The following is a 25,542-nucleotide window of genomic DNA, read 5'->3' as shown; positions in this document are numbered from 1 at the left end:
GTAGTTCCCACGGTTGGCGTCGATCGCGTCGAGCATGCCGGACATCTCGGCGTGAATGCTCGGATAGTCACTCACGAACTGATCGACCCGGTCATAGCGTCCCGGCTGTTGATCATGTGAGCGCAGCGTGAGCACGTTGGTGCGCGCATCGTCGAGCACCTGAAGATCGGCGCGGTAGCCCGCGATGCTCGACTCGGTCATATACGGCGCAAACGCATCGATCATCGCCTCCCCCTTGACCGCGCGCAGGAACATCCCGGTCGCCAGGGGCGCCACGATCAGCAGCACGCCGAGCACGGTCAGCACCACGAACGGCCAGCGCGCCGCGGCGGGCGCCGGGGCCCGCTCCACGCTGGAGACGTAGTCCGCGTAGGCGGGCAGCCCGGAGGCGGCGGTCACTGCCCACCGCGGTATTGCCCGGCCAGATGCCACAGCCCGGTGAAGTTGTTGAACGGGCCGCCGACGATCTGGCTGGTCCATTCGATGACGAAATTGCCCGCGCCGTCGATACTTCCGCTGATCCGGCTGGTCTTGCCCGGCAGTCCGCCGCCGGGCTTGGGCGAGCCCTGGTTGAACACCTGGTTGTTCCAGGTGACCCCCAGGCTGCTCAGATCGCCCGACAGCTGCCCGCCGTCGGCGAACAGTTGCGGCAGCGCGGTGGCCGCCCCGGTCTGCGGATCGGTCGGGTTGGTCGCGGTGGCGAAATCGACGCCGTAGAAGCGGACCGGGGTGGTCACCCGCCCGGACTGGGCATTGCCCGCCGCATCGAACGCGGCGGCCGGCTGCGGCTGGTAGCCACCGCTCACCAGCCCGCCGTCGCTACCGGCGGCCAGCGGTGTGACGGTCTGATCGCTGCAGCGCGAATCGCTGTTCTGCAGGTAGGGCCCGCCCGCGTCGCCGGTGGGCAGGATCATCCGGAAGAAGCTTCCGGTCACCACGCCGTCGGCGCAGACACCGGGTGCGAGCGCGAACAGGCCGTTGAGCGGCGCGGGTTCCGCGTGCGCGAACGGGGCGACGGCGGTCGCGCAGCCGAATGCGGCCGCGACGGCGGCGAGTCGAGCGAATTTTCGAGCCATGACGCGTCCTTCTGAAGAGTGCAGATGGATTGCTTGTGCGGCCAGCACACTCATCGCAACTCGAGTCCGCGCAAATGTCGCGATTTGCATTCACGGTGAAGAAAACCCCGCCCGCGCCTTCATGGCGATGTGATCGGCATCACCGTAGTATTAGTTTGACGTCCTAGTATCGGGCGCCAACAGGACTCGCCGAAGGAATCCCGTGGCCGACACCGCACCGCATCCGCCAGCCAATCCCGTCCGCTTCGTGACCTCGGCCGCGCTGTTCGACGGGCACGACGCGGCGATCAACATCATGCGCCGCATCCTGCAGTCACAGGGCGCGGAGGTGATCCACCTCGGGCACAACCGCGCGGTCAGCGAGGTGGTCGACGCGGTGCTAACCGAGGACGCGCAGGGTGTGGCGGTCAGCTCCTATCAGGGCGGGCACGTCGAATACTTCGAGTATCTGGCCGACGCGCTGAAAAAGGCCGGGGCAGAGCATGTTCGAATATTCGGCGGTGGCGGCGGAGTAATCGTCGCCGAGGAGATCGCCAGGCTCGCCGAATCCGGGGTGACCATCTTCTCCCCCGAGGACGGGCAGCGACTCGGCTTGCCCGGCATGATCAATCAGCTGATCCGGGCCTGCGATGTCGACCTGTCCGCCGCGCCACCGGCGCTCGACGCGGTGCTGACCGGTGAGCGGGCCGCGCTCGCCCGCGCCATCACCTGCCTGCAGCAGGGTGCGCTGAGCGAGGCCGACCGGCAGGCGCTCGCGGCGGCGGCACAGGCCCGCCCGGTCCCGGTACTCGGCATCACCGGCACCGGCGGTTCCGGAAAGTCCTCACTCACCGACGAATTGGTGCGCAGGCTGCGTTCGGATCAGCAGGACAAGCTGCGGGTAGCCATCCTCGCGGTGGACCCGACGCGCAGGCGCGGCGGCGGCGCACTGCTCGGCGACCGGATCAGGATGAACGCGCTCGACGGCGATCACATCTTCTTCCGCTCGCTTGCCACCCGCGGCGGGCGCGAACTGCCGGACAATATCGACGCGATCATCACCGCATGCAAGGCGGCGGGTTACGACCTGGTGATCTTGGAGACGCCGGGTATCGGCCAGGGCGACGACGCGGTCACCGAGTTCGTCGACGTCTCGATGTATGTGATGACACCGGAATTCGGCGCCGCCTCCCAGCTGGAGAAGATCGGCATGCTGGATTACGCGGATGTGGTCGCCATCAACAAGTTCGAGCGCCGCGGTGGCGCCGACGCGCTGCGTGACGTCTCCCGCCAGCTGATCCGCAACCGCGAAGCCTTCGGTGCGACGCCCGACGAGATGCCCGTATTCGGCACCAGCGCGGCGACTTTCAACGATGACGGCGTGACCGCCCTGTATCAGCACCTGACCGGACTGCTCACCGAGCACGGTCTGCGCATGGAGCCTGGCGCGCTGCCACGGGTGAACACCCGCGCGTCCACCCGGTTCGCCCAGATCATCCCGCCCGCTCGGGTGCGCTATCTCGCCGAGATCGCCGAGACCGTCCGCGGCTACCACGCCGAGACGGCGATACAAACCGTTGCCGCGCAACGCCTTCAGCGGATCGAGCAGGTGGCGGCCGAGCTGCCGGAGGACACCGCCGTCGCAGAGCTACTGGAACGGGCGCGCACCGAGGTGTCCGCGAGCAATGCCGCACTGCTCGCGCAGTGGCCCGCCATCGCCGACTCCTACCGCGGCGACGAGCAGGTGGTCCGGGTGCGCGACCGGGAAATCCACACGCCACTGCGCCGGGAAACGTTGTCCGGCAACTCGATTCCCCGCGTCGCGCTGCCGCGGTTCACCGATCACGGTGAGCTGCTTCGGTTCCTGCGCGCCGAGCACCTACCCGGCCGATTCCCGTTCACCGCAGGCGTTTTCCCGTTCAAGCGCGACAACGAGGACCCGGCCAGGATGTTCGCCGGTGAGGGCGATCCGTTCCGCACCAACCGCCGCTTCAAGGTGCTCAGCGAGCACGCCGAGGCCAAAAGGCTGTCCACCGCGTTCGATTCGGTGACCCTCTACGGCCACGATCCGGCCGAGCGCCCCGATATCTACGGCAAGGTCGGCACCTCCGGCGTCTCGATCGCCTCCATCGAGGACATGAAGGCGCTCTACGACGGCTTCGACCTGACCGCGCCGACCACCTCGGTGTCGATGACCATCAACGGGCCTGCGCCGACCATCCTGGCGTACTTCCTCAATACCGCGATCGACCAGGCACTCGAGCGCTTCTCGGCCGCCGAGGGGCGCGAACCAACGGCGGCGGAAGCCGCGGCGATCCGAGCCGAGACGCTGGCGACCGTGCGCGGCACCGTACAGGCCGACATACTCAAGGAGGATCAGGGCCAGAACACCTGCATCTTCTCCACCGAATTCAGCCTGCGCATGATGGCCGATATCCAGGAATGGTTCGTGCGCAACGAGGTACGCAACTTCTACTCGGTATCGATCTCCGGCTATCACATCGCCGAGGCGGGCGCGAACCCGATCAGCCAGCTCGCGTTCACCCTCGCCAACGGATTCACCTATGTGGAGGCATATCTCGCGCGCGGTATGCGGATCGACGATTTCGCGCCGAATCTGTCGTTCTTCTTCTCCAACGGCATGGATCCGGAGTATTCGGTGATCGGCCGGGTGGCCAGGCGGATCTGGGCGGTGGCGATGCGGGATCGCTACGGGGCCAACGAGCGGTCGCAGAAGCTGAAGTACCACGTCCAGACCTCGGGCCGCTCATTGCACGCACAGGAGATGAGCTTCAACGACATTCGCACCACGCTGCAGGCGCTCATCGCCATCTACGACAACTGCAACAGCCTGCACACCAACGCCTACGACGAGGCGGTCACGACGCCGACCGAGGATTCGGTGCGCCGCGCGCTGGCCATCCAGCTCGTCATCAACCGCGAGTGGGGCGTCGCCATGAACGAAAACCCGGTCCAGGGCAGTTTTCTCACCGACGAGCTCACCGATTTGGTCGAGGCGGCGGTGCTCGCCGAATTCGACAGGATCAGCGAGCGCGGCGGCGTGCTCGGTGCGATGGAGACCGGCTATCAGCGCGGCCGCATCCAGGACGAGTCGATGCTCTACGAACATCGCAAACACGATGGCTCGCTGCCCATCATCGGGGTGAACACCTTCCGCAACCCGCACGGCGAACCACACCGGGTGCTCGAATTGGCCCGCGGCACCGAGACGGAGAAGCAGTCACAGCTGCACCGCGTCCGCGACTTCCAGCACCGGCACCGCGACGAGGCGCATGCCGCGCTGGACCGCCTCGACGCGGTCGCGCGGACCGACGACAACATTTTCGAGGTGCTGATGGACGCGGCGCGGGTCTGCACGCTGCAACAGATCACCGACACCTTCTTCACGGTCGGGGGCCAATATCGTCGCAATGTGTGAATCCGGCTGAGCCGCATGTGACAATCGGCGGGTCAACGGCGTAGGCGACGGGTCTCAGGCATGGACTTTCCCAATATCCGCATCATCGACGCGCATATGCATCAGTGGGATCCGTTCACCACACCGCGCGATTTCGGCCCGCTGGCCAAGCTGTTCCGATTTCTGCCGCTGCCGATCGATATGGCGATGCGGCTCGGACCGCGGCGCGATATCCAATTCGCCGGTGACCCTTCGGCTTATCTGCACCCGTACCTGCCATCGGATTACCGCGCCGACGCGGCGGATACCCCGGTCGCGGCCGTCGCCCATATCGAGGTCGAGTGGGCCGCCAAGGAACCGCTGGCCAAGGCCGACGAAACCGCGTGGGTGGCCCGGCTTCCGTTCGATGACGGCGGGCCCGAACTCGGCGCGATCCTCGGCAGCGCGGACCCGGCGGCGCCCGGCTTCGCGGCGGTGCTCGACGCGCACCTCGCGGCGTCCCCGCTGTTCTGCGGCATCCGCACCATGGTCGCGCACCATCACGATCCGGCGGTTCGGTCGTTCACCAAGACCGAAAGCGTGCTCACCACAGGGGAATTCCTGGACGGCTTCGCGCACCTCGCCGAACGCGAGCTCGGCTTCGAGGCTTGGGTGTATTCCCATGCGCTGCCGGATGTTTCGGCGCTGGCCCGGCGCTACCCCGAGGTGCCGATCGTGCTCAACCACCTCGGCACGCCCGCGGGCATCTTCGGCGCCGTCGGCAAGCGCACCGGGACGAATCCGAGCCTGCGCCGGGAGATCTTCGTCCGATGGCGCGACGATCTGGCCGAGCTGGCGAGTCATGCGAATGTGGTCGCGAAGGTCAGCGGGTTGATGATGCCGATCCTCGGCCACCCCGTACCACGGCGCGGCACCGCGACTCCCGTGTCCGTGCTGCTGGATCGGGTCGCTCCGCTCGTCGAACACGCGCTCGATGCCTTCGGCGCCGACCGGCTGCTCTGGGGCTCGAATTACCCGGTGGACAAACCGATTACGAGCATCGCCAACAGCGTGCGGACCATCGCCGAGGCGATCACCGGCCACGGCGGCGGCGCCACCGAGCTCGGGCAGGTCTTCCACGGCACGGCGGCGCGGGTGTACCGAATCAATTCCCCCAGTTGAGCTTTCACAACAAGAAGACGCTCACCGCGCGCAATGCGCAGTGAGCGTCTCCTGAAGCAGCACTGTCAGGCGGGATGCGCTGTCGCGAAGCCGTTGCGGCCCGCGAGTGCGGGCATCGCCAGCAGTGCCCGCACCGAGATCCAGCCCCAGCCGATGATCGAGCCCACCGCAAGCGTCAGGCCGCCCTGATCGGGACTGCTGAACGGCAGCACCAGGTAGACCACCGCGACCACCACCGTAACCACCGACCGAATCTTGTGTCCCTCGGCGTAATAGCGCCGTGCGAGCACCAGCAGCGCCGCGACGAGCACGACACCGGCGACGAGGGCAGCGACGCCGTGCAGGGTGCCGTGCCAGGTGATCTTCTCGTCACCACCGACCGGGTAGCCCTTGTACGGATCGGCGACGAACACGCCCGCGGCGACGAGCCCCGCACCGAAGACGGCGAGCAGCCGTGGCGCCCACACCCGCCCCGGCCCCTCGGTGAACACCCGCCGGAAGCCGAAAGCACCGAGGATGTAAAGGATTCCGGTGACCACGAAGTTGGCCATCTGCACCCAGCCGAGGTCACCCGCGCTGAGCTGGCTGAGCATATGCGGGCCGAGATCGAAGCCCGGCCTGGTCGCCGCCATGGTGAAGGCGACCACGAAGAACAGTGGCGTGGCCAGCACACCGCAGGCCAGCAGAAGATCGGTTCGCTTGTCGTACATCGTTTCTGTCCTTACCGGTCGATCCGGGTCATCGTCGATTCGTATCCCCCGCCGCCCGGATAGACCCAGGCGCCGGAAAGTGTGTTGCCGTCCGCGCTGAAGGTGCCGCGGTAGTACGCGGGCGACCCCTTCTGCCCACCCCAGATCGTCAGCGTGTCGCCCGCGAGCTCGTAGACGTAGTCGAGGGTGTCCCCCTCGCTGCTGTAGAAGCGCGTCTTCAGCTCGTCGCCGGGCCGTTCGGCGCCGAACGGCTTCTCCCTGCCGATCACTTCGAGGCCGCTGAAGGTGTGGCCGTCGTGGGTGAGCGCGGCTTCCTGGAGCAGGAAGTGCCCGCCGTCGAGCCAGCGGTAGGTGGAGGTGCCTTCGGCGCCGCCGCTGACCCGCCACGTACCGACCAGGCGGTCGAGTGCGGCCAGCGCGGCGTCGGTCGGATGGGTGGTCATCGGAGTTTCCTTTCGTCGCTCTGGAACTAGACGGTACAGTACTACAAACGGAACTGGATCGTCTAGTACTATCGAAGAAACGGAAGGAGAGCAGGGCTGATGCAGCAGATCGCACCGATGCCGAACGAGGGAACGAGGTCGGCGCAGCGGCGCGCGGCGATCGTCGACGCCGCGACCACCGTGTTCCTGCGCAAGGGCTACCCGGCGGCGAGCATGGACGAGGTCGCGACGCTGGCCGCCGTCTCCAAGCAAACCGTCTACAAGCATTTCCGCGATAAGGAGACGCTGTTCGTCCACATCATCCAGGGGCTGATGACCAGCGCGGACGAGGCGATCCAGAGCGCGTCGGACGCGCTCGGCGATTCCGCCGACCTGCCGCGCGATCTGCGCGCACTGGCCAGGGTGCTACTCGAGTCGCTGCGCAGGCCGCGGGTGCTCCAACTGCGGCGGGTGGTGATCGGCGAGGCAGAGCGATTCCCCGAACTCGGCCGCGCCTATTGGGATCTGGCATTCCAGCGCGGAATCGATTCGCTCGCCAAGGGATTCACGCGGCTCGACCAGCGAGATGTGCTGACCGTGCCGGATCCGGAACTCGCGGCGCAGCATTTCGCCGGGCTGGTGCTGTGGGGTCCGATCAACCACGCCATGTTCTACGGCGTGGACGATCCGGCGGCCGCCGCCGATATCGATCGGCTCGCCGACGCCGGTGTCGAAGCGTTCCTGGCCGCCTACGGACGGCGCAGCGGTTGACGCGCAGCGGTTGACGCCGCCGCCGGTCCGGCGCCTAATGGGAGACGGAGCCTTCGGTGTCTGTGACACCGAAGGGCGTTGGGACAGGAGATCGAACGATGACGTTCAGCCACCCCGCCGAGGTCGACCACGAGGTGATCATCGTCGGCGCCGGATTCGCCGGCATCGGCGCCGCGATCAAGCTGCGAGAGGCCGGATTCGACGACTTCATCCTGATCGACGACGCCGACGGCGTCGGCGGCACCTGGCACTGGAACACCTATCCCGGTGTGGCCGTCGACATTCCGTCGTTCAGCTATCAGTATTCGTTCGATCAGCGCGCGGACTGGTCGCGGGTGTACGCGCCGGGGCACGAGCTGAAGGCCTACGCGGAATCGTGCGTGGACAAGCACCGGCTGCGGCCGCGAATCCGGTTCTCCACCACCGTCACCGATGCCGCGTTCGACGAGGACGCGCGCTGCTGGCGGGTGCGCACCGATGCGGGCGACGAGCTCACGGCGCGCTTCCTGATCAGCGCGACCGGCGCGCTCACCCGGCCGAAGATGCCCGATATCCCTGGAGTTTCGGAGTTCGGCGGCGTCACCATGCACACCTCGCGCTGGGATCACTCGCAGGATCTGCGCGGTAAACGCGTCGCCGTCATCGGTACCGGGGCCTCTGCCGTGCAGGTGATTCCGGAGATCGCGCCGCGGGTCGAGCGACTCGTCGTCTTCCAGCGCACGCCGATCTGGTGCCTGCCGAGGCCGGACGCGGCGCTACCGACACCGATCCGCTGGGCACTGCGCGTACCCGGCGGAAAGACGGTGACCCGCTTGGTCAGTCAGGCCTACGTGGAGATCACCTTTCCGATCTCCGCGCACTACTACGGCACGCTGCCGATGGCCACCTTCGCCGAGCGCTCCGGGCTCGCGCACCTGCACAAGCAGGTGAAAGACCCGGTGATCAGGGAAAAGCTCACACCCCGTTACGGTCTCGGCTGCAAACGACCGAGCTTCTCCAACGACTATCTGGCCACCTTCAATCGCGACAACGTCGTCTTGGAGACCGCGCCGATCACCGAGATCACCGAAACCGGTGTGCGCACCGGGGATACCGAATATCCGGTCGACGTGCTCATCCTGGCGACCGGATTCAAGGTGATGGAATCGGGCAACATGCCGACCTACGGCCTGCGCGGCATCGGCGGACGCGATCTCGAAAAGTTCTGGGACGACAACAGATTGCAGGCCTATGAGGGTGTCAGCGTGCCCGGCTTCCCCAACTTCTTCTCGGTGATGGGCCCGTACGCCTACAACGGCTCCTCGTATTTCGCGCTGATCGAGAATCAGACCAGGCACATCCTGCGCTGCCTGCGGCACGCCCGCGCGGGCGGCGCGACACTGGTCGAGGTGACCGAGGCGGCCAACGCCCGCTTCTTCCAGGAGATGCTGGCCCGCCGCGGCGGCCAGGTCTTCTGGCAGGACAGCTGCGCGCTGTCCAACAGCTACTACTTCGACAAGCACGGCGATGTCCCGCTGCGACCGTCCACGACGGTCGAAGCGGCATGGCGCAGTGGACACTTCGATCTCACCGACTACCGCTTCGCCGCGACCTGAGCGGGTGCCGGTTGCTCGCGGTACGCTACCGCGCGTGAAAGCAATCGGTACCTTCCCCGCGGGCCCGTTCGTCCCGACCGATGTGGTCGCGGATCCGACCATCACCACCGCACTTCCGGTCAACGTCGCCACCGTCGCGAAGGAATATCAGGGCGAGATCACCGGGCGCTCGGCCACCGTATTCACCTCGGCCTTCGATCAGCAAGCGGGCGTCGGTACCTACATCGCGATGGAATCCTTCGACGGTGCGCTCAACGGTCGCTCCGGCACCTTCAACTTCGCGCATTCGGCGACCATCGCGGGCAGCGATCGCAGCAACGAGTTCTTCCTCATCGTCCCGTCCAGCGGTACCGGCGACCTGACCGGCATCACCGGCACCGGCGGCATGACCGTCGCCGCGGATGGCACCCACACCGTCTGGTTCGACTACGAACTGCCCTGACCCAGCGTGTCGGTACCCGTCGCTACCATCTGGCACATGAAAGCAATGGGTACCTTCGCCGTGGCCGCCTTCGTCCCCACCGACGTGGTGCCCGATCCGGCCATCGCGACCGCGCTGCCGGTCGGCGTCGCGACCATCGAGAAGGAGTATCAGGGCGCGATCACCGGCCGGTCGGCCACCCTGTTCACCTCGGCGTTCGACATGCGGACCGGCGCGGGCACCTACATCGCGATGGAGTCCTTCGAGGGCTCGCTCGACGGCCGGTCCGGCACCTTCAACTTCGTGCACTCGGCGACCACCTCCGGCGAGGACCGCGGCAACGAGTTCTTCCTCATCGTCCCGTCCAGCGGCACCGGCGACCTGGCGGGCATCACCGGAACCGGCGGCCTGTCCGTGGATGCCGAAGGCGGCCACAGCATCTGGTTCGACTACGAACTTCCGTGAATCGGTCGGCTCATCCACTCGGCGCTCACCCGGATCACCAGGGTCGGATCTCGTCAGCGCAGCGCGCGCTCGATACGTTCGGTGAGCGTGGCTCGCGCGGTGGCCAGGGAAGGGCCGTACCAGGTCAGTGCACGGCCCTCGACCAGGACGCTCGGAACGCCGGGAAATGCTTCCGGGCCATCGGTTTCGGTGAAAACGTAGGGTTCATCGGGTAGGACGGCGAGGTCGACGCCGGCGCGGAGTTCGTCCTCCGTCAGCCGCGGATATCGGTCGGCGCGGTCGGCGTGCACTAGGTGCAGACCGAGGCGGCGGGCCAGGTCGCCGGTGAAGGTATTGCGGCCGACCACCATCCAGGGATTGCGCCAGATCGGGATCACCGCGTTGCGCGATCGCGCCGGCGCCGGTGCGGCCCAGGACTTTTCGGCGTCGGTCAGCCATTTCGGGATACCGACGCCGAGTGCCTCGGCACACAGTCGCGACAGCGAGGTCAGCGCCTCGTCGACGGTCTCGATTCTGGTGACCCACACCGGAATTCCCGCTCGGCGCAGGCGATCCACATCGATACGCCGGTTCTCCTCCATATTGCACAGCACCAGATCCGGTGCCAGCTCGACGATTCGGCGCACGTTCGGGTTCTTCGTCCCGCGCACCCGTTCGAGCTGGAGATCGGCCGGGTGCGTGCACCAGTCCGTCACGGCGACAAGGAGTTCCGGGCAGGTGACCGCGACGGCCTCGGTCAGCGACGGCACCAGCGACACCACCCGCCGCACCGGCCGGTCGAGCGCGAGCGGCTTACCGAGATCGTCGACAGTGGTCACGGCTGCGCCGCACCCGAGCTCAGCTCCGTGACCACCGTCGGGGGCATGGTCAGCACCCGGCGGGCGAGCACGCCCAACTCCTCCGGCGGTACCGCAGGGAGCATATTTCCCGCACCGAGCACGAGCAGATAGAGAATCCGGGCCGTGTGCAACGCATCGACCTCGGCATATCCGCTCTCCTGCAACAGGGTTCGCAGAATGGCGAGCCGCGAGGCGTCGACCCGCTCCTTGGTCGCGGCGGCGACCGGATCGTCGAGCGCCCATGCGCGGATGGCGATCTCCAGCCGTGCCGGCTCGTCGTCCGCGAGCACCAGATCCATCAGCAACTCGAGGCGCCCGCGCGCGTCGAGCTGCTCCGCCGCCGCCACCTCGCGGATGTAGCGGGTGGTGTGCACCTCCTCGAAGTGCGCGAGCAGCGCCGCCTTGAAGCCCGACATGCTCGAAAAGTGATGGTAGAACGAGCCGGTACTCAGCCCGGTCGCCGCGACCAGCTTATCGATGGTCAGCCCCGTCGGCCCCGCCGTGCCGAGGATCACCAACCCCGAATCCAGCCATGAACTCTTGCCTGCCACACCGTCCAGCCTATAACATAACTTTTGTTCTGTTTTGGGATCGCTCACTCCGGAGGTCGCGATGACCGCGATTGCATCCACATCCTCCGTCACGTCCGCTCGCTGGGCAGCGCCCGTCCAGCTCGCCGCCGCCGCCGTGCTCTGGATCGCCTGCCTGTACTTCCCCGAACCCGTCATCGCGATGTCCGGACTCGCCGCGCTGTGCTTCGCCGCGGTACTGGTCGCCGGGCCACGCGCGCGGGTGTGAAAGGTTCGGCGAAAGGGCAGCGGCCGGGCAGTTCCCGACCCGACCAGGCGGGCCCACACTGAGAGAGGCACCCGGCACCGGGAGCCCGGCCCCCCGGTAACACCGGACGTGATCCCGTCCCCGAGGAAGTCGGGGGTAGCCGCCAGCCTCGATGCCGGGTGCTTGCCAAATCGGAAGACGGCCCGATCAGCGGCCGAATGTGTCGTAGAGCGCGCGCAGAGCGCGCAGGCCCGCCGCGGCCGTCTGCTCGTCCTCGGCGGTCATGCGCAGCGCCTTGCGCAGCAGTAGCGGATCCAGATCATCGATGGCCGAACGGAATTCGAGCTTCGGCAGGTCGGGCAGCGTGCCGCGGTCACCGTACGGGTCATCGGATCGCGGTTCGGCCGCTTCACGCTCGATCCCCGAGATGAGCGCGTCGAGATCCACCCCGCGCAGGGTGAGTATCTCCCTCGGCCGCTCGTCGAGCCGCTCGGCGATCACGTAGCACACCGCGGCAGCGTGTTTGCACGGCCAGCCGGGATCGGGACAGGTGCAGGAGAAATCCAGATCCGCCGCGGTGGTCGGCAGCAGATGTGGGCCCAAACCGGCCGGCAGTGCGCCCGAGGCGATTTCGGCGAGCATGCCGGGCGCCGCGCGGATGGTGTCGATGAGCAGCTCACGCTCCTCCTCGCGCAGCGGGCGGACGGTGAACACCGCGGTGAACGGACGCGGTTGGCTCCCTTGCACTTCCGCGGTCACCGCACCCGGATCGATCCGGTAGTTCACCACCTGCCCCGCCCTGGCGTAGGTGCGGCCACGGGCCAGCCTGCCCGGCTCGGCCATCGCCTCGACCGCGTCGATCAGCGCCTTGCCCCACCAGGTGCGGCCGAATCCGCCGCGCCTGCTGCGCGTGGTGACACCGCCGTCGACCGGCCTGCGCTTGCCGTACTGGCTGTAGTCGATGTAGACGTTCATTCGCCCACCGCCCCCGCGCCGAGGGTGAACAGCTCGCGCAGGTCGTCGGTGCTTAGCTCGGTGACCCAGTTCTCCCCCGCACCGACCGCGAGATCGGCGAGCTGGCTTTTACCGCTGATCATTTCGTCGATCCGCTCCTCGATGGTGTCCACGCAGACCAGCTTGCGCACCTGCACGTTGCGCCGCTGGCCGATGCGGAAGGCGCGGTCGGTGGCCTGGTTCTCCACCGCCGGATTCCACCAGCGGTCCAGGTGCACAACGTGATTGGCGGCCGTGAGGTTGAGTCCGGTGCCACCGGCCTTGAGCGACAACAGCATCAGCGGCGGACCGTCCTCCTCCTGGAAACCGGCGACCATGCCGTCGCGCCGCTTCTTCGGCACACCGCCGTGCAGAAACGGGATCGTGGTGCCGAAGCGCTCGGTCAGATAGGGCGCGATGAGGTCGCCGTACTCGCGGAACTGGGTGAACAGCAATGCCTTCTCGCCGTCGGCGAGCACCGACTCGAGCACGTCCTCCACCAGGGCGAGCTTGCCCGAGCGATGCGAACCGCGGTGCAGCACACCCGATCCGTCGCCGAGGAAGTGCGCGGGATGGTTGCACACCTGCTTGAGCCGGGTGAGCGCGCCGAGTACCGCGCCCTTGCGCGCCATCCCCTTCGCGTCCTTGATCTTTTTCAGCATGTCGTCGACCACCGCCTGATACAGCGCCGCCTGCTCCACCGTGAGGTTGGCGCGCACCGTCATCTCCAGCTTCTCCGGCAGATCGGAGATGACGGCGGGATCGGTCTTCACCCGGCGCAGCACGAACGGCCGAGTGATCGTGCGCAGCCGGGAGATCGCGTTCTCGTCGCGCTCGCGCTCGATCGGCACGGCGAAGCGCGCACGGAACGACTGCGGCGTGCCGAGCAGCTTCGGCATCGCGAAATCCAGGATCGAGCGCAGCTCCTCCAGGCGGTTCTCCACTGGAGTTCCGGTGAGCGCCAAGCGATGTCGCGCCGGGATCGACCGTGCCGCCCGCGCCTGCCTGGTACCCGCGTTCTTGACGTGCTGCGCCTCGTCGAGCACCATCCGCTCCCACTGCTGCCTGCCGAGTTGCTCTGCGTCCCTTGCCATCAGCGAGTAGGTGGTGATCACCAGATCCGCCTCGGCCACCGCGGCATCCAGCTCGCCACCGGACAGCCTGCCGACGCCGTGATGGACGAGCACGCGCAGATCCGGCGCGAACCGCTCGGCCTCGCGCTGCCAGTTACCGACCACCGACATGGGGCACACCAGCAGCGTCGGCCCCGGCTCCGCCGTCTCGCGCTCGTGCACGAGCAGCGCGAGCACCTGGACCGTCTTGCCGAGACCCATATCGTCGGCGAGGATCGCGCCGAACCCCAACCGGCTCATGGTGGCCAGCCAGGTCAGGCCGCGCTGCTGATAGGGCCGCAGCTGCGCCTTCAGGCCGACCGGCGGCGCGACAGGCTCGGCTTCCCGCTCGTGATCGAGGATTTCGGCGGCCCAGCCGGTCGCGGTGACCTCGGTGATCGGCACCCGGTCGACCCGGGTGCCCGCCAGCTCGCCGAACAGGTCGGCGAGGGTGATCTCGGAATCGTCGGTGTGCGCCGCGACGTAGCGTGCCGCGGCGGCGAGCATCTTGTGGTCGGCCTGCACCCATTCCCCGCGCAGCTGCACCAGATCCGATTTGGCGCGCACCAGCCGCTCCATCTCGGCCTTGGTCAGCACGGTGTCGCCGAGCGCGAGCTCCCAGTGGTACCTCACCAACCCAGGCAGGCCGACGATGCTCTCCGCGGCGGGCACGGCGCTCTCCACCCGCAGCCGCATGGTCGGCTCACTGATATTCCACGCGCGCGGTAGCAGCAGACGAATTCCATTGTCCTGCAAGGCATGTGCGCCGTGCTCCACCAGATCGGCGACCACCGCGGTCGGCAGCAGCAGGTCCAGCGATTGCGGATCGCTCGGCAGGTCGCGCAGCCGCGGATACACGCGCTGCGCCTCGCCGAGCTTCTCCACCGCCAACCGCAGCCTGGTCGGATCACCTTGCAGTGGAACGGGATTCGGCGCTTCGCCCGGATCGCGCAGGCAGACCTCCAGCCGCCACAGCGCCACCGTCTCGTCCTCGGTGCCGTAGTCGCCGTCCGGTTCGAGCAGCCGCAGCACCAGATCCGGTTCGTCACCGGTCATGCTGTCGCGCCAGCGCTCGAGCACCTCGGCGAGTTGATAGTTACCGCCGTCCAGCGCGGTATCGCCGACCAGCGCGGACACCAGCGGGTGCGATGCGGCGGAGGACGGCTCGAGCAGCATCCTGGCCAGCGGGTCGGCCAGCTCGGTGACCATGTCGTCGAGCACCGTCCGCGGCGCGCCCGCCACCCGCAGCGCTTGCGGCATGACCGCGGCCAGTTCGGCCAGCCAGGCGCGTTGACGCCGTCCGCCGACCAGCCGCCAGCGCACCCACCACTCGCCGTCCTCGCGGCGTAGTTCGGGCACCACCCGCCCGGCCCGCACCCACCGTTCGACGCCGTGCGCCACGTGGGCGAGAAATCGCAGATCCCCCGATACCGCGTCGATCGGCAGCCGCTGCAGCAGCGCCGTCGCGGCGGCCGCCGGAGCCATCGCATGCGCGCGGACCTGCTGTTTTGTCCCCTCCGGGGTCAGCACCTCGGCGCGATGGCGGAATTTGGACGCCGCGAGCACGCCGCCGAGCGGCTCGGGCACCGCGACCGGTTGCTCCTGCCACAGCAGCAACCCAGATCCCGGTGACCACAGACCGTGCAGCATTGGCCCATCCAAGCAGGTGCGACCGACACGCTCCGCGCGCCCGCCGCGCCCGCTCTCTGGATTTCTCGGCATAACGGGCACATACTGGAAAAACCGCTGGTCACGCATAAGAGCCGCAGCTGGGTGTCACACGGAAGCGGAGGGCAGCAGCATGACAATTCTGCTCCAAGTCCTAGAGCAGAGCTTCACGCCGACCACACCATGGGAACGGCGAAAATTCACCTTCGTCAACGCGGACAAAATCGTCGGGATGCGCCTCGACGGACAATCCGGCGTCTGGCTCGACCTGTCCCGCCCCGGTGAATCCCAGCGGCTGGCTCGCACCATCGACCCGCGCGAGGCGATCAACTTCCTGTTGGCCACCTTCGCCAAGATCGCCGAATGCGAGGAACGCGGCGGATCCTGGCTGATCGGACACGACGGGATGCGCACGGAGTCCATCGCGGCCACCCGCTTCCCGCATCGCGCGAGCGAGGTCGCCGACGACGAACTCCTCGCCCGCGCCTGGCTGTGAATCAGCCCCCGGTGGCCACCGGCCGCTTCGGATCGTTCGACCACTGCGACCACGATCCTGGATACAGCGCGGCCTCCACCCCCGCCACGGCGAGCGCCGCGATCTGATGTGCGGCGGTGACGCCGGATCCGCAATACACCGCGACCGGTCCGTCACCGAAACCCGAGAAGCGACTTCGCAATTCGTCCACGCCACGGAAGCGGCCATCGGCGTCGATATTGTTCGCGGTCGGCGCGCTCACCGCGCCGGGGATGTGGCCGGCCCGCGGATCGATCGGCTCGACCTCACCGCGATACCGCTCGCCCGCGCGCGCGTCCAGCAGCACGCCCGGCCACTTGGCCGCCGCGTCCGCGTCGATGGTCGGCAGCTGCCCCGGGGTCAATTCGACATCGCCCGGCGCGGGATCCGGCTCGGCGCCCACCGCGAGCTCGCCGCCCGCGGCGGTCCACGCGGGCAGGCCGCCGTCGAGGATCCGCACGTCCGCGATGCCCGCCCAGCGCAGCAGCCACCACGCGCGGGCCGCCGCCATGCCGCCGGTCGCGTCGTAGACGACCACCGGATCACCGGCCCTGATGCCCCAGCTGCGCGCGCACTTCTCCAGCTGCGCGACCTCGGGCAGCGGATGCCGCCCGCGCGCGGGGGACGGCGGGGCGGCGAGCTCGGTCTCCATGTCGACAAAGATCGCACCGGGAATGTGGCCGTCGAGATAGTGCTGCGGGCCGTCCGGGTCGCCTAGCGCCCAGCGCACATCGAGCAGGCGAAAACGATCGTCCGCCAACGCTTCCCGCAGCTCCTCCGGAGATATCAGCACCGCGCTCAAAGCTAAGCTCCTAGTCCAGAATCGGCACCATTGCACTGACTACGACCACCCTACGCATCCGGCCGTCGTGATGTCGGCGTACCCCGTGGGTACCGGGGAGTAAGGCGCGCATCGGATTCGGGCGCTCAAACCTGTGGACTGGACCCTTCGCTCGCCGCGAATTCAGGCCAGTTTTCGGGGATTGGCTGTGCCGGACCTGGGGTTTTCTCGGCAGGATCCCAGCAATGGCGAAAGTATTGACCGCGCCCGGCATACCAGTCGAGTCACCCGAATCGGCGCCACCGGCCGGCATCGGGCAGCCGCTCGGCGCGGGGATCGTGACCGCGCTGGTCGGGTTCGTCAGCGCGTTCGCGGTGGTGCTCAGCGGGCTGACCGCGGTCGGCGCGACACCGGCGCAGGCGGCCTCCGGACTGCTCGCGCTGTGCGTCACGCAGGCGATCGGCATGATCGTGCTCAGCTACCGGTACCGGATGCCGATCACGCTGGCCTGGTCGACACCGGGTGCGGCACTACTGGCGGGCACCGGCGCGGTCGCGGGCGGCTGGCCCGCGGTGGTTGGCGCGTTCGTCGTCACCGGCGTGCTGATCGTGATCACCGGGCTGTGGCAGCGCCTCGGCAACCTGGTCGCCGCGATCCCGACCGAGATCGCCCAGGCCATGCTGGCCGGCGTGCTGCTTCCGCTGTGCCTCGCGCCGGTGAAGGCCGTGCAGACCAGCCCGGCGGTGGTCATCCCGGTGATCCTGGTATGGCTGGTGCTGCAGCGGTTCGCCAAGCGCTGGGCGGTGATCGCGGCCTTCGTCACCGCGGCGATCGGCGCGGGCATCAGCATCGCGGTGCAACATCGGCGGCTCGATGTCGCGGCCATGGTGCCCGCGGTGGATCTGACCGTGCCGCACTGGAATTGGCAGGCGATGATCGGCGTCGCGGTGCCGCTGTACATCGTCACGATGGCCTCGCAGAACATTCCGGGCACCGCGGTGATGAGCTCGTTCGGCTACCAGGTACCGTGGCGCGCCGCGATGACCGTCACCGGGATCGGCACCATCCTCGGCGCACCGGCGGGCGGCCATGCGATCAACCTCGCCGCGATCAGCGCCGCGCTGTCGGCCGCGCCCGCCGCCCACCCCGACCCGAAGCGCCGCTGGATCGCGTCGTTCACCTCGGGCTGTGGCTACCTGGTGCTCGCTCTCGGCTCCGCCGCACTGGTCACCCTGATCGCCACCGCACCCAGGGGCACACTGGAAACCGTTGCGGGCCTTGCCCTTCTGGCCACGCTGGCCGCAGCCCTTGCAGGCGCACTGCGCGCCGAGGAGCACCGCGAAGCCAGCGTCGTCACCTTCCTCATCGCTGCCGCGGGCGTCGGCTTCCTCGGCATCGGCGCGGGCTTCTGGGCCCTCCTCGCAGGGTTGGCCGTCCGCCAGGTCCTGACCCACCGCACCAACTAAGCCCGCGCACCGATTGTGGCGCCCTCGGTGCACGGCGGAGTCGTCAGACTCGGGCTGGGACAGGCGGTTCGGGGGTGGGGTCGCGGCGGGCGAGGGCGCCGAGCCGGGTGTGGTTGAACAACAGGTTCAAGGCGAAAGCTGTGCCAGCGCCCAGGGTTACGCCGCTGGTGAGCAGGATCTGGGCCGAGGTCGGGAATTTGGTGAACATGCCGTGCACCATTTCGGGGAGCAGGCCGACGCCGATCGCGGCGGCGGCGATGGTGGCGTTGATCCGGTCGGAGAGATCGGCGCGGCGCAGGGTGTTCACGCCGACGACGGCCACGGTGGCGAACAGCACCAGGCCGACACCGCCGATCACCGGCTTCGGCACCGCGGCGACCACCGCGCCGATTTTCGGCACCACACCGAGCACCACCAGGATCACCCCGCTGGTCGCGGTGACGTAGCGGCTGAACACCCTGGTCGCCGCGACACTGCCGACATTCTGATTGAAGATCGTGTCGATGAAGGCGGTGAAGATGCCGCCGAGCACGCCGGACAGCCCGTCACCGATCAGACCGCGCGCCAAATCCGCCTTGCCGATGGGCTTTCCGGTGATCTCGCTGACCGCGAGCATGCTCGCCGTCGACTCCGCGAACACCACAGCCATCACGATGCTCATCGCCACCACCGCGGTGATCGGGAACTGCGGCGCACCGAAATGGAAGGGCTGCGGGACACCGGCCCATGCGGCGTCACCGATCCCCGCCGTCTGCACCAAGCCCATCGGAACGGCGATGAGAATGCCGACCACCAGTGCGATCAGCACACCGAGCTGTGACCACACCCCGCGCCCGACACAGATGAACCCGACCGCGACGAGCACCACCACGGCGGCGAGCCCGATATTGCCCGGCGACGCGAACGACGGCGCCTTCGGATCGGCGCCGACGATCAGCCCGCCCGCCACCCCGATCAGCGAGACACCGACCACGGTGAGCACCGTCCCGGTCACCAGCGGCGGAAACAACCGGACCACCTTGGCGAACGGCCAGGCCAGCGCGATCCCGATGACACCGCCGACCAGCATCGAGCCGTACACCGCGTCGAGCCCGTACTGCTTGGCGATCAGCACCATCGGGTTCAGCCCGACAAAGGTAGCGCCACAAATGATCGGCAACCGCACACCGGCCAACTTGCCGAGCCCGAGGCTCTGCACCAGCGTGATCAGCCCCGCGACCAGCAGATCCGCACTGATCAGCAGCCCGACCGTTGCCCGGTCCAACCCCACCGCCGCACCGAAAACCAACGGCACGGTGATACACCCGGTGTACATGATCAGAACGTGCTGAATGCCGAACGCGAGCTGCCTGCCGAACGGCAACCGGGTATCGACGGAATGCGCTACTCCCATAGGTACAAGATCTAGCCCGCGTTCTTTACGCCAACCGCCCCGAATGTTTCCCCAGCGTGACATCACGTCCTCCTGCCTTCCCGCACCCAGTCTGATTTCCCGCACACCGGATCGCAGGCGAAACGGTGCGCGGGAGATCAAAAGGTGTGCGGCTACAGGCGGCTGAGGAGGGTGAGCGGGTCTTCCAGCAGGCTGGCGGTGGTGGCGAGGAAGCGGGCGGCTTGTTCGCCGTCGATGAGGCGGTGGTCGAAGCTCAGGTTCAGGGTGGTGATCCAGCGGATCGCGAGCTCGTCGCGGAAGACCCAGGGGCGCTTGCGGATCGAGCCGAGGCAGAGGATGGCCGACTCGCCGGGATTGACCAGCGGCAGACCGGTGTCGACGCCGAAGACGCCGACGTTGCTGATGGTGAAGGTGCCGCCGCGCAGGTCGGTGGGGGTGGCGCCGCCCGAGCGCGCGGTGTCGACCAGCCAGCCGATCTCCCGGCACAGGTCGCGCAGGCTCAGCGACTGGGCCTCTTTGATATTCGGCACGAGCAGTCCGCGATCGGTGGCCACCGCGATGCCGAGATTCACGTAGTGCTTGGTGACGATCTCCTGCGCCTGCTCATCCCAGAACGCGTTGATACCGGGAAATTCGGCGAGTGCGGCCACCACCGATTTGGCGACCAGCGCCAGTGGCGTCAACGAGAGCTCGGCGAAGGATTTGGTGCTGCGCAGATGATCGAGCAGTTCCATCGACGCGGTGACATCGACGGTGACCGAGGTGCCCGCCTGCGGGATGGTGCGCGCGCTGGCGATCATCGCGGCGGCGGTGCGTTTGCGGATACCGGTGATCGGGACGCGCTCCTCGCGGACCGCGGGTCGGCTGACACCGGCATGCTGATCCGCCTGCGGCGCTGGGGCATTCGGTGTGGGGCGCTGCGCGAGGGAACGCGGCTGCGAGACCGGGACGGCGCCGCGGACATCGTCGACGGTGACCGCGCCGTCCGGACCCGACCCGGCCACGAACCACAGGTCGATGCCGAGTTCCTTGGCCAGCTTGCGCGCACCGGGTGTCGCGGCGGCCCGCGTCGCGCCGAGCTGTGGTCGCGCGTAGGGCGAATCCGGTTCGGTGGCAACAGATTCAGGAACGTATACGGTGGCATCGGCTCCGGGATCGGTCGCTCGCGTTTCCACCGGGGCCCGTTCCGTTCCGATCGCGGCCCCATCGGGTGCCGGTGACGTATCCGGCTGCGCGGCAGCGGGTTCGGAGGTCATCGCGCTCGGCCTGCGCCGTCGCGATACCGCCTCGCCCTCCGGCCCGTACCCGACCAATACCGAGGTCCGCTGTTCCTCACCGGCGGCCGCGGTCCCGTTCGCACCGCTCGGCATCGATTCGGGCGCGGGGGCTTTCGCATCGCCGGCCACCCGGATCAGCGGCGCCCCCACCAGCACCGTCTCGCCCGGTTCGGCGAGGAGTTCGACCACCTGCCCCGCGAACGGCGACGGCAGCGAAACCACCGCCTTCGCCGTCTCCACCTCCGCGATGATCTGATTCAACTCCACCGTGTCGCCGACGCTCACCGACCAGGACACCAGCTCGGCGTCGGAGAGTCCCTCCCCTAGATCGGGTAGCCGGAATTCCAGGACATCTCGGCGGGCAGTGTCTTCCACGTTGGCACCTCTCACGAGTTGAGGGACGCTGCGCTTGTCGATTCGCTCGCTGCGCTCGCTCATGCGGCGAGCGACCGATCGACCGCGGCGAGAATGCGGTCGGGATCGGGCAGGTGGTGCTTCTCGAGCTTAGCCGGGGGATAGGGGATGTCGAACCCGCCGACACGCAGTACCGGCGCCTCCAGGTGGTAGAAGCAGCGCTCGGTGATCCGCGCGGCGATCTCGGCGCCGAGCCCGGCGAAGACCGGTGCCTCGTGCACCACGACCAGCCTGCCGGTCTTGGTCACCGACTCCTCGATGGTGTCGAAATCGATCGGCGAGAGGCTGCGCAGATCGATCACCTCGAGCGAATGTCCCTCCTCGGCGGCGATTTTCGCCGCGGTGAGCGCGGTCGCCACGCTGCCGCCGTACGCGACGACGGTGGCGTCGGCGCCGGTCGCGCAGACCCTGGCCCGGTCGAGCGGCAGGTCACCGCCTGCGTCGAGCGCCGCGAAGTCGACATCGGCCTTGTCCCAATACCTGCGCTTGGGTTCGAAGAAGATCACTGGGTCGTCCAGCGCGATCGCCGCGCGGATCATCACGTACGCATCGGCCGGATTGCTCGGGCTCATCACCCGCAGCCCCGCGGTGTGCGCGAAATACGCCTCGGGCGATTCGGAGTGGTGCTCCACCGAACCGATGCCGCCGCCGAACGGAATGCGAATGGTGATCGGCGCCTTCACCTTTCCTTGCGTCCGGTAGTGAATCTTGGCCACGTGCGAGACGATCTGATCGAAGGCCGGATAGACGAACCCGTCGAACTGGATCTCGCACACCGGCCGGTACCCGCGCAGGGCCATCCCGAAAGCCGTTCCGACGATGCCGGATTCGGCCAGCGGTGTATCGACGACGCGGTTGTTGCCGAAGTCCTTCTGCAGCGTGTCGGTGACCCGGAATACGCCGCCGAGTTTGCCGATGTCCTCACCCATCAGCAGGACCTTCGGATCATCCTCCAGTGCCCGGCGCAGGCCGGTATTGAGGGCGCCGGCGAAGGTGGTTTTCATTTAGGGGACTCCTTCCGATGGCGCGGCCGACTCACTGGGATCGCCAGCCAAGTACGCCGCGTACTCCCGCCGCTGTTCGGTGATCAGCGCGTGCGGGGTGGCATAGACGTGGTCGAACAGGTCCATCGGCGCCGGATCGGGCATCTCGATGGTCGCGGTGCGGACGCGATGTCCGACCTCGTCGGCGTGCGCCTTGACGCGCGCCTCGAATTCCGGGTCGAGCAGCGATTCGCGCTCGAGCAGTCGGTGCAGCCGATCGATGGGGTCGCGGCGCGACCATTCCTCCAGCTCGGCGGACGGGCGGTAGCGGGTCGGATCGTCGGCGGTGGTGTGCGGTCCCATCCGGTAGGTGAGCGCCTCGACGAACGAGGGGCCGCCGCCATTGCGCGCCCTGGCCACCGCCTCCCTGGTGACCGCGAGTACCGCGAGCACGTCGTTGCCGTCGACCTGCACGCCGGGGATGCCGTAGCCGTAGGCGCGGCGCACGATCGGCGTCTGACTCTGCACCCGCACCGGCTCGCTGATCGCCCAGTGGTTGTTCTGGCAGAAGAACACCACCGGCGCGCTCCAGCTTGCCGCGAAGCCGAGCGCCTCGGCGATATCGCCCTGGCTGCTCCCACCGTCGCCGAAGTAGGCGATGGTGGCGATCTCCGCGCCGTCCAGATGCGCGGCATAGGCATAACCGGTGGCGTGCAAACCCTGCGAGCCGACGATGATGTTGGGGTTGGTCATATTGACCGCGTTCGGATCCCAGCAGTAGTGCGCCACTCCGCGCCAGAGTCTGGTGATCTCACTGGGATCGACGCCGCGGACATAGGCGACGCCTGCCTCGCGATAACTGCAGAACACGTAGTCGTCGGCGTGCAGCGCATGCGCGGAACCGACCTGTGCCGCCTCCTGTCCCAGCAGCGGCGCCCACAGCCCGAGCTGGCCCTGACGCTGCAGCGCGGTGCCCTCGGCATCGATCCGGCGAGCCACCACCATGTCCTCGTACATGCGGCGCAACTGCTCCGGGCCGACGTCGGCGACCAGTGCGGCGTGCTCGCGATCGAGCACGCGTCGACCGTCGGGCTGGATCAACTGAACCGGATACACAGACCTGTCTGGCATCGCTGGTCGCCTCCTTACGACAGGGCCGCGGGGCGCGTATGTGTCCTGTACCACATAGCTTCCACCAGAATGCGAACTGCGCAAGTGATAGACACGCGGTTGAGCAGAATGCTCAATTCTGGACGCCGGGATGCTGTCATACTGAGTCGCATGACCAGTCGAGAAACGGTCGACGTGACCCTGGACGCCACCGATGCCCGGCTGTTGCTGGAGCTCAACGCCAATCCGAGGGCAACCGGGGTCGAGCTGGCCGCGCGGCTGGGTCTGTCCCGCAACACCGTGCAGGCCAGGCTGGCCCGCTGGGAGGCGGGCGGCGTGCTCGGCAGCTTCGAGCGAAGGGTACAGCCGCGCGCGCTCGGATATCCCCTGTCCGCGTTCGTCGCGGTGGTTGTCGATCAGCATCAGCTGGATTCGGTGGTGGACGAACTCGCCGAGGTGCCCGAGGTGACCGAGGTGTGCGGCATGACCGGGCTGACCGATCTGACGGTCCGGGTGGTCGCCCAGGACGCCGACGATCTGTATCGAATCGCCGGGCAGATACTGAAGATTCCCGGCGTGGAGCGCACCAATATGGCGCTGGTTATGCGCGAGCTGGTCGGGCCGCGCGCCGCGCCGCTGCTCGACCGATTGGCTGGTTCCGGCCGGGCGGCCGCCGAATCTTCTTGACCTCCAGTGCGATCGAGGTTGGAGTATGGGCGGTATGACCTACATCGTCATTGACGCCACCGAGCTGCCCATCCCGCGAATCGACGAGTTCGTCGAGCAATGGCGGGCACGCGCCGAGATCATCAGCACCGCCGACGGATTCCGGGAGGCACGCCTGCTCCGCGCGGTCGCGCCGGACGCCGCACTGCCACTTGTCATGGTGGCGCACTGGGACAGTCGCGAAGCGAAGGACACCGCACTGAAAAATCCCCGTCTCGAGAACTCGGCCGCCGAGTACACCCAGGTACACGGCGGTGGGTACGAGATCGCCGCCGAATACCATTCCGGCACAACGGCCGATGGTTCCGGCGTGGAATTCGTCAACGCCTTCGAACTCCCCGCCGAGCGCATGGACGAATTCCTCGCCCACTGGCGCGGCCGCGCGGAAGTGATGGTCAAGGCGCCCGGGTTCCACTACAACCGGATGCACCGGGCACTCGACCCACAGAGCCGCTTCCAAGCGGTGAACGTGGCGCACTGGGCGAGCGCGGACGAGTGGCGGGCGGCGGGTGCGAACCCGGCCTTCCAGCAGCGCCTCGCCGCCGCACCTCCGTTCTTCACCGCCAACCCGGCCCTCTACGACGTGGCGGCGCGGTTCTCCCCACGCTGATCTTCGCACCGGACCGAGCCGAAGCCCCGAACTCGGCTACTAGGGTGCAGAAATGGAGATTTCGGGCAAGGTTGCGATCGTCACGGGAGCCGGCGCGGGGATCGGGGCGGCACTGGCGCGGCGGCTCGCCGCCGGTGGCGCGCGGGTGGTGGTCGCCGATATCAACGCGGCGGGTGCGGCCGAGGTGGCCGCGTCGATCGGCGCCGACGCGGTCGCCGTGGACGGTGATGTCGCCGACGAGCGGGTGATCCGCGCGATGATCGAGCGCGCCGAGACCGAATTCGGTCCGGTCGACCTGTATTTCGCGAACGCGGGCATCGGCGGCGGGCCAGGGCTCGACAGCACCGATCAGCAGTGGACGGCCGCGCTCGAGGTCAACACGCTCGCGCACGTCCGCGCCGCACGGTTGCTCGTTCCGGCCTGGATCGAGCGCGGCAGCGGCTATTTCGTGGCCACCGCGTCGGCGGCCGGGCTGCTCACCCAGCTCGGCTCCGCGCCGTACGCGGTCTCCAAGCACGCCGCCGTCGGATTCGCCGAGTGGCTGTCGGTCACCTACGGCGACAAGGGAATCGGCGTCAGCTGTGTCTGCCCGATGGGCGTAGACACCCAACTGCTGCACTCCGGTTTCGACGACCCGGACCATGCCGCCGACGCCGAACTCGCGATCAAGGCGGTCACCACCGCGGGCGCGGTGCTCGCGCCGGAACAGGTCGCCGAACTCGTCGTGGCAGGCGTTGCCGCCGAACACTTCCTGATCCTGCCGCACCCGGAGGTGCTGGAGATGTACCGGCACAAGGGCGCCGACTACGACCGCTGGCTCGCGGGCATGCGGCGATTCCAGGCCGCGCTGCGCGGGTAGCG

The 25,542-nt window shown here is 68.0% G+C and carries 23 protein-coding genes and 1 pseudogene; 12 read left to right on the top strand and 12 right to left on the bottom strand.

What is annotated here, in order from left to right; genetic code table 11:
* Window positions 1-404: 404 nt before the first annotated feature.
* A pseudogene (locus ACIG5A_RS19410) lies at window positions 405-1,076 on the bottom strand (hypothetical protein); the annotation flags it as partial.
* A 202-nt stretch (window positions 1,077-1,278) separates the two neighbouring features.
* On the opposite strand from ACIG5A_RS19410, the gene icmF reads away from it, so the two are divergent.
* On the top strand, window positions 1,279-4,494 hold the full coding sequence (gene icmF, locus ACIG5A_RS19405) for a fused isobutyryl-CoA mutase/GTPase IcmF (protein WP_397241653.1): 3,216 nt from the start codon (window positions 1,279-1,281) through the stop codon (window positions 4,492-4,494).
* A gap of 60 nt (window positions 4,495-4,554) precedes the next feature.
* A complete protein-coding gene (locus ACIG5A_RS19400; protein WP_397241651.1) occupies window positions 4,555-5,634 on the top strand; it encodes an amidohydrolase family protein in 1,080 nt (359 codons plus the stop codon).
* Window positions 5,635-5,699: 65 nt separating this feature from the next.
* On the opposite strand, the gene ACIG5A_RS19395 is transcribed toward ACIG5A_RS19400, so the two are convergent.
* Both ACIG5A_RS19395 and ACIG5A_RS19390 read right to left on the bottom strand, forming a co-directional pair.
* Window positions 5,700-6,344 carry a DUF998 domain-containing protein gene (locus ACIG5A_RS19395; protein WP_397241649.1) on the bottom strand — a complete coding sequence of 215 codons (645 nt, stop codon included), beginning with the start codon at window positions 6,342-6,344 and terminating at the stop codon, window positions 5,700-5,702.
* Between the two features lie 11 nt (window positions 6,345-6,355).
* Entirely contained in the window at window positions 6,356-6,787 is a 432-nt protein-coding gene (locus ACIG5A_RS19390; protein ID WP_397241647.1) for a hypothetical protein, read from the bottom strand.
* A gap of 99 nt (window positions 6,788-6,886) precedes the next feature.
* On the opposite strand from ACIG5A_RS19390, the gene ACIG5A_RS19385 reads away from it, so the two are divergent.
* From ACIG5A_RS19385 to ACIG5A_RS19370, 4 genes are all read left to right on the top strand, one after another.
* Window positions 6,887-7,537 carry a TetR/AcrR family transcriptional regulator gene (locus ACIG5A_RS19385; RefSeq protein WP_397241645.1) on the top strand — a complete coding sequence of 217 codons (651 nt, stop codon included), beginning with the start codon at window positions 6,887-6,889 and terminating at the stop codon, window positions 7,535-7,537.
* A 98-nt stretch (window positions 7,538-7,635) separates the two neighbouring features.
* Window positions 7,636-9,132: a flavin-containing monooxygenase gene (locus tag ACIG5A_RS19380; RefSeq protein ID WP_397241643.1), complete on the top strand. Its 1,497-nt coding sequence runs from the start codon at window positions 7,636-7,638 to the stop codon at window positions 9,130-9,132.
* Between the two features lie 34 nt (window positions 9,133-9,166).
* Entirely contained in the window at window positions 9,167-9,574 is a 408-nt protein-coding gene (locus tag ACIG5A_RS19375) for a DUF3224 domain-containing protein (protein ID WP_397241641.1), read from the top strand.
* A 36-nt stretch (window positions 9,575-9,610) separates the two neighbouring features.
* On the top strand, window positions 9,611-10,018 hold the full coding sequence (locus tag ACIG5A_RS19370) for a DUF3224 domain-containing protein (RefSeq protein WP_397241639.1): 408 nt from the start codon (window positions 9,611-9,613) through the stop codon (window positions 10,016-10,018).
* A gap of 53 nt (window positions 10,019-10,071) precedes the next feature.
* On the opposite strand, the gene ACIG5A_RS19365 is transcribed toward ACIG5A_RS19370, so the two are convergent.
* A complete protein-coding gene (locus ACIG5A_RS19365) occupies window positions 10,072-10,836 on the bottom strand; it encodes a helical backbone metal receptor (RefSeq protein WP_397241637.1) in 765 nt (254 codons plus the stop codon).
* Window positions 10,833-11,408 (bottom strand): TetR/AcrR family transcriptional regulator, encoded by a 576-nt coding sequence (locus ACIG5A_RS19360; RefSeq protein WP_397241635.1) that lies wholly within the window; start codon window positions 11,406-11,408, stop codon window positions 10,833-10,835. The genes ACIG5A_RS19365 and ACIG5A_RS19360 overlap by 4 nt, the downstream gene beginning before the upstream one ends.
* Before the next feature lie 61 nt (window positions 11,409-11,469).
* Between ACIG5A_RS19360 and ACIG5A_RS19355 the strand changes: the two genes are divergently transcribed.
* The gene (locus ACIG5A_RS19355) at window positions 11,470-11,655 is read left to right on the top strand and encodes a hypothetical protein (RefSeq protein WP_397241633.1); all 186 of its coding nucleotides are present in this window, start codon (window positions 11,470-11,472) and stop codon (window positions 11,653-11,655) included.
* A 186-nt stretch (window positions 11,656-11,841) separates the two neighbouring features.
* Here ACIG5A_RS19355 and ACIG5A_RS19350 read toward each other — a convergent pair whose 3' ends face one another.
* Both ACIG5A_RS19350 and ACIG5A_RS19345 read right to left on the bottom strand, forming a co-directional pair.
* A complete protein-coding gene (locus ACIG5A_RS19350) occupies window positions 11,842-12,609 on the bottom strand; it encodes an SWIM zinc finger family protein (RefSeq protein ID WP_397241631.1) in 768 nt (255 codons plus the stop codon).
* Entirely contained in the window at window positions 12,606-15,389 is a 2,784-nt protein-coding gene (locus ACIG5A_RS19345) for a DEAD/DEAH box helicase (RefSeq protein ID WP_397241629.1), read from the bottom strand. Before ACIG5A_RS19345 ends, ACIG5A_RS19350 begins: the two co-directional genes overlap by 4 nt.
* A 151-nt stretch (window positions 15,390-15,540) precedes the next feature.
* Here ACIG5A_RS19345 and ACIG5A_RS19340 point away from each other — a divergent pair, with 151 nt between their 5' ends.
* Window positions 15,541-15,903 (top strand): hypothetical protein, encoded by a 363-nt coding sequence (locus ACIG5A_RS19340; protein WP_397241627.1) that lies wholly within the window; start codon window positions 15,541-15,543, stop codon window positions 15,901-15,903.
* Window position 15,904: 1 nt separating this feature from the next.
* On the opposite strand, the gene ACIG5A_RS19335 is transcribed toward ACIG5A_RS19340, so the two are convergent.
* The gene (locus ACIG5A_RS19335) at window positions 15,905-16,723 is read right to left on the bottom strand and encodes a sulfurtransferase (protein ID WP_397241625.1); all 819 of its coding nucleotides are present in this window, start codon (window positions 16,721-16,723) and stop codon (window positions 15,905-15,907) included.
* 224 nt (window positions 16,724-16,947) lie between these two features.
* On the opposite strand from ACIG5A_RS19335, the gene ACIG5A_RS19330 reads away from it, so the two are divergent.
* The gene (locus tag ACIG5A_RS19330) at window positions 16,948-18,168 is read left to right on the top strand and encodes a benzoate/H(+) symporter BenE family transporter (protein ID WP_397241623.1); all 1,221 of its coding nucleotides are present in this window, start codon (window positions 16,948-16,950) and stop codon (window positions 18,166-18,168) included.
* Between the two features lie 43 nt (window positions 18,169-18,211).
* On the opposite strand, the gene ACIG5A_RS19325 is transcribed toward ACIG5A_RS19330, so the two are convergent.
* The 4 genes from ACIG5A_RS19325 to pdhA form a co-directional block, all read right to left on the bottom strand.
* Entirely contained in the window at window positions 18,212-19,561 is a 1,350-nt protein-coding gene (locus tag ACIG5A_RS19325; RefSeq protein WP_397241621.1) for a nucleobase:cation symporter-2 family protein, read from the bottom strand.
* A 152-nt stretch (window positions 19,562-19,713) separates the two neighbouring features.
* Complete coding sequence (locus ACIG5A_RS19320) at window positions 19,714-21,138, bottom strand: dihydrolipoamide acetyltransferase family protein (RefSeq protein ID WP_397241878.1); 1,425 nt, start codon at window positions 21,136-21,138, stop codon at window positions 19,714-19,716.
* 134 nt (window positions 21,139-21,272) lie between these two features.
* Window positions 21,273-22,256, bottom strand: coding sequence for an alpha-ketoacid dehydrogenase subunit beta (locus ACIG5A_RS19315; protein ID WP_397241619.1), 984 nt, complete (start codon window positions 22,254-22,256; stop codon window positions 21,273-21,275).
* A complete protein-coding gene (gene pdhA, locus ACIG5A_RS19310; protein WP_397241617.1) occupies window positions 22,257-23,366 on the bottom strand; it encodes a pyruvate dehydrogenase (acetyl-transferring) E1 component subunit alpha in 1,110 nt (369 codons plus the stop codon).
* Between the two features lie 150 nt (window positions 23,367-23,516).
* On the opposite strand from pdhA, the gene ACIG5A_RS19305 reads away from it, so the two are divergent.
* The 3 genes from ACIG5A_RS19305 to ACIG5A_RS19295 are packed head-to-tail and all read left to right on the top strand — an operon-like array spanning window position 23,517 to window position 25,540.
* Window positions 23,517-24,032: an Lrp/AsnC family transcriptional regulator gene (locus ACIG5A_RS19305; protein ID WP_397241615.1), complete on the top strand. Its 516-nt coding sequence runs from the start codon at window positions 23,517-23,519 to the stop codon at window positions 24,030-24,032.
* A 34-nt stretch (window positions 24,033-24,066) separates the two neighbouring features.
* The gene (locus ACIG5A_RS19300; protein WP_397241613.1) at window positions 24,067-24,681 is read left to right on the top strand and encodes an antibiotic biosynthesis monooxygenase family protein; all 615 of its coding nucleotides are present in this window, start codon (window positions 24,067-24,069) and stop codon (window positions 24,679-24,681) included.
* A gap of 52 nt (window positions 24,682-24,733) precedes the next feature.
* Window positions 24,734-25,540: an SDR family oxidoreductase gene (locus ACIG5A_RS19295; RefSeq protein WP_397241611.1), complete on the top strand. Its 807-nt coding sequence runs from the start codon at window positions 24,734-24,736 to the stop codon at window positions 25,538-25,540.
* Window positions 25,541-25,542: the final 2 nt, after the last annotated feature.

Source organism: Nocardia sp. NPDC052566, from assembly GCF_044547285.1.
Classification (GTDB): Bacteria; Actinomycetota; Actinomycetes; order Mycobacteriales; family Mycobacteriaceae; genus Nocardia.
Note: the sequence above shows the minus strand (reverse complement) of the source record. Positions and strands in the feature narration are given on the sequence as shown.

Excerpts from the sequence above, each read along its gene's own strand:
- ACIG5A_RS19400 (WP_397241651.1), top strand. The coding sequence starts at position 4,555 with ATGGACTTTCCCAATATCCGCATCATCGACGCGCATATGCATCAGTGG.
- ACIG5A_RS19395 (WP_397241649.1), bottom strand. The coding sequence starts at position 6,344 with ATGTACGACAAGCGAACCGATCTTCTGCTGGCCTGCGGTGTGCTGGCC.
- ACIG5A_RS19390 (WP_397241647.1), bottom strand. The coding sequence starts at position 6,787 with ATGACCACCCATCCGACCGACGCCGCGCTGGCCGCACTCGACCGCCTG.
- ACIG5A_RS19385 (WP_397241645.1), top strand. The coding sequence starts at position 6,887 with ATGCAGCAGATCGCACCGATGCCGAACGAGGGAACGAGGTCGGCGCAG.
- ACIG5A_RS19380 (WP_397241643.1), top strand. The coding sequence starts at position 7,636 with ATGACGTTCAGCCACCCCGCCGAGGTCGACCACGAGGTGATCATCGTC.
- ACIG5A_RS19370 (WP_397241639.1), top strand. The coding sequence starts at position 9,611 with ATGAAAGCAATGGGTACCTTCGCCGTGGCCGCCTTCGTCCCCACCGAC.
- ACIG5A_RS19355 (WP_397241633.1), top strand. The coding sequence starts at position 11,470 with ATGACCGCGATTGCATCCACATCCTCCGTCACGTCCGCTCGCTGGGCA.
- ACIG5A_RS19350 (WP_397241631.1), bottom strand. The coding sequence starts at position 12,609 with ATGAACGTCTACATCGACTACAGCCAGTACGGCAAGCGCAGGCCGGTC.
- ACIG5A_RS19345 (WP_397241629.1), bottom strand. The coding sequence starts at position 15,389 with ATGCTGCACGGTCTGTGGTCACCGGGATCTGGGTTGCTGCTGTGGCAG.
- ACIG5A_RS19340 (WP_397241627.1), top strand. The coding sequence starts at position 15,541 with ATGACAATTCTGCTCCAAGTCCTAGAGCAGAGCTTCACGCCGACCACA.
- ACIG5A_RS19330 (WP_397241623.1), top strand. The coding sequence starts at position 16,948 with ATGGCGAAAGTATTGACCGCGCCCGGCATACCAGTCGAGTCACCCGAA.
- ACIG5A_RS19325 (WP_397241621.1), bottom strand. The coding sequence starts at position 19,561 with ATGGGAGTAGCGCATTCCGTCGATACCCGGTTGCCGTTCGGCAGGCAG.
- ACIG5A_RS19315 (WP_397241619.1), bottom strand. The coding sequence starts at position 22,256 with ATGAAAACCACCTTCGCCGGCGCCCTCAATACCGGCCTGCGCCGGGCA.
- pdhA (WP_397241617.1), bottom strand. The coding sequence starts at position 23,366 with ATGCCAGACAGGTCTGTGTATCCGGTTCAGTTGATCCAGCCCGACGGT.
- ACIG5A_RS19305 (WP_397241615.1), top strand. The coding sequence starts at position 23,517 with ATGACCAGTCGAGAAACGGTCGACGTGACCCTGGACGCCACCGATGCC.
- ACIG5A_RS19300 (WP_397241613.1), top strand. The coding sequence starts at position 24,067 with ATGACCTACATCGTCATTGACGCCACCGAGCTGCCCATCCCGCGAATC.
- ACIG5A_RS19295 (WP_397241611.1), top strand. The coding sequence starts at position 24,734 with ATGGAGATTTCGGGCAAGGTTGCGATCGTCACGGGAGCCGGCGCGGGG.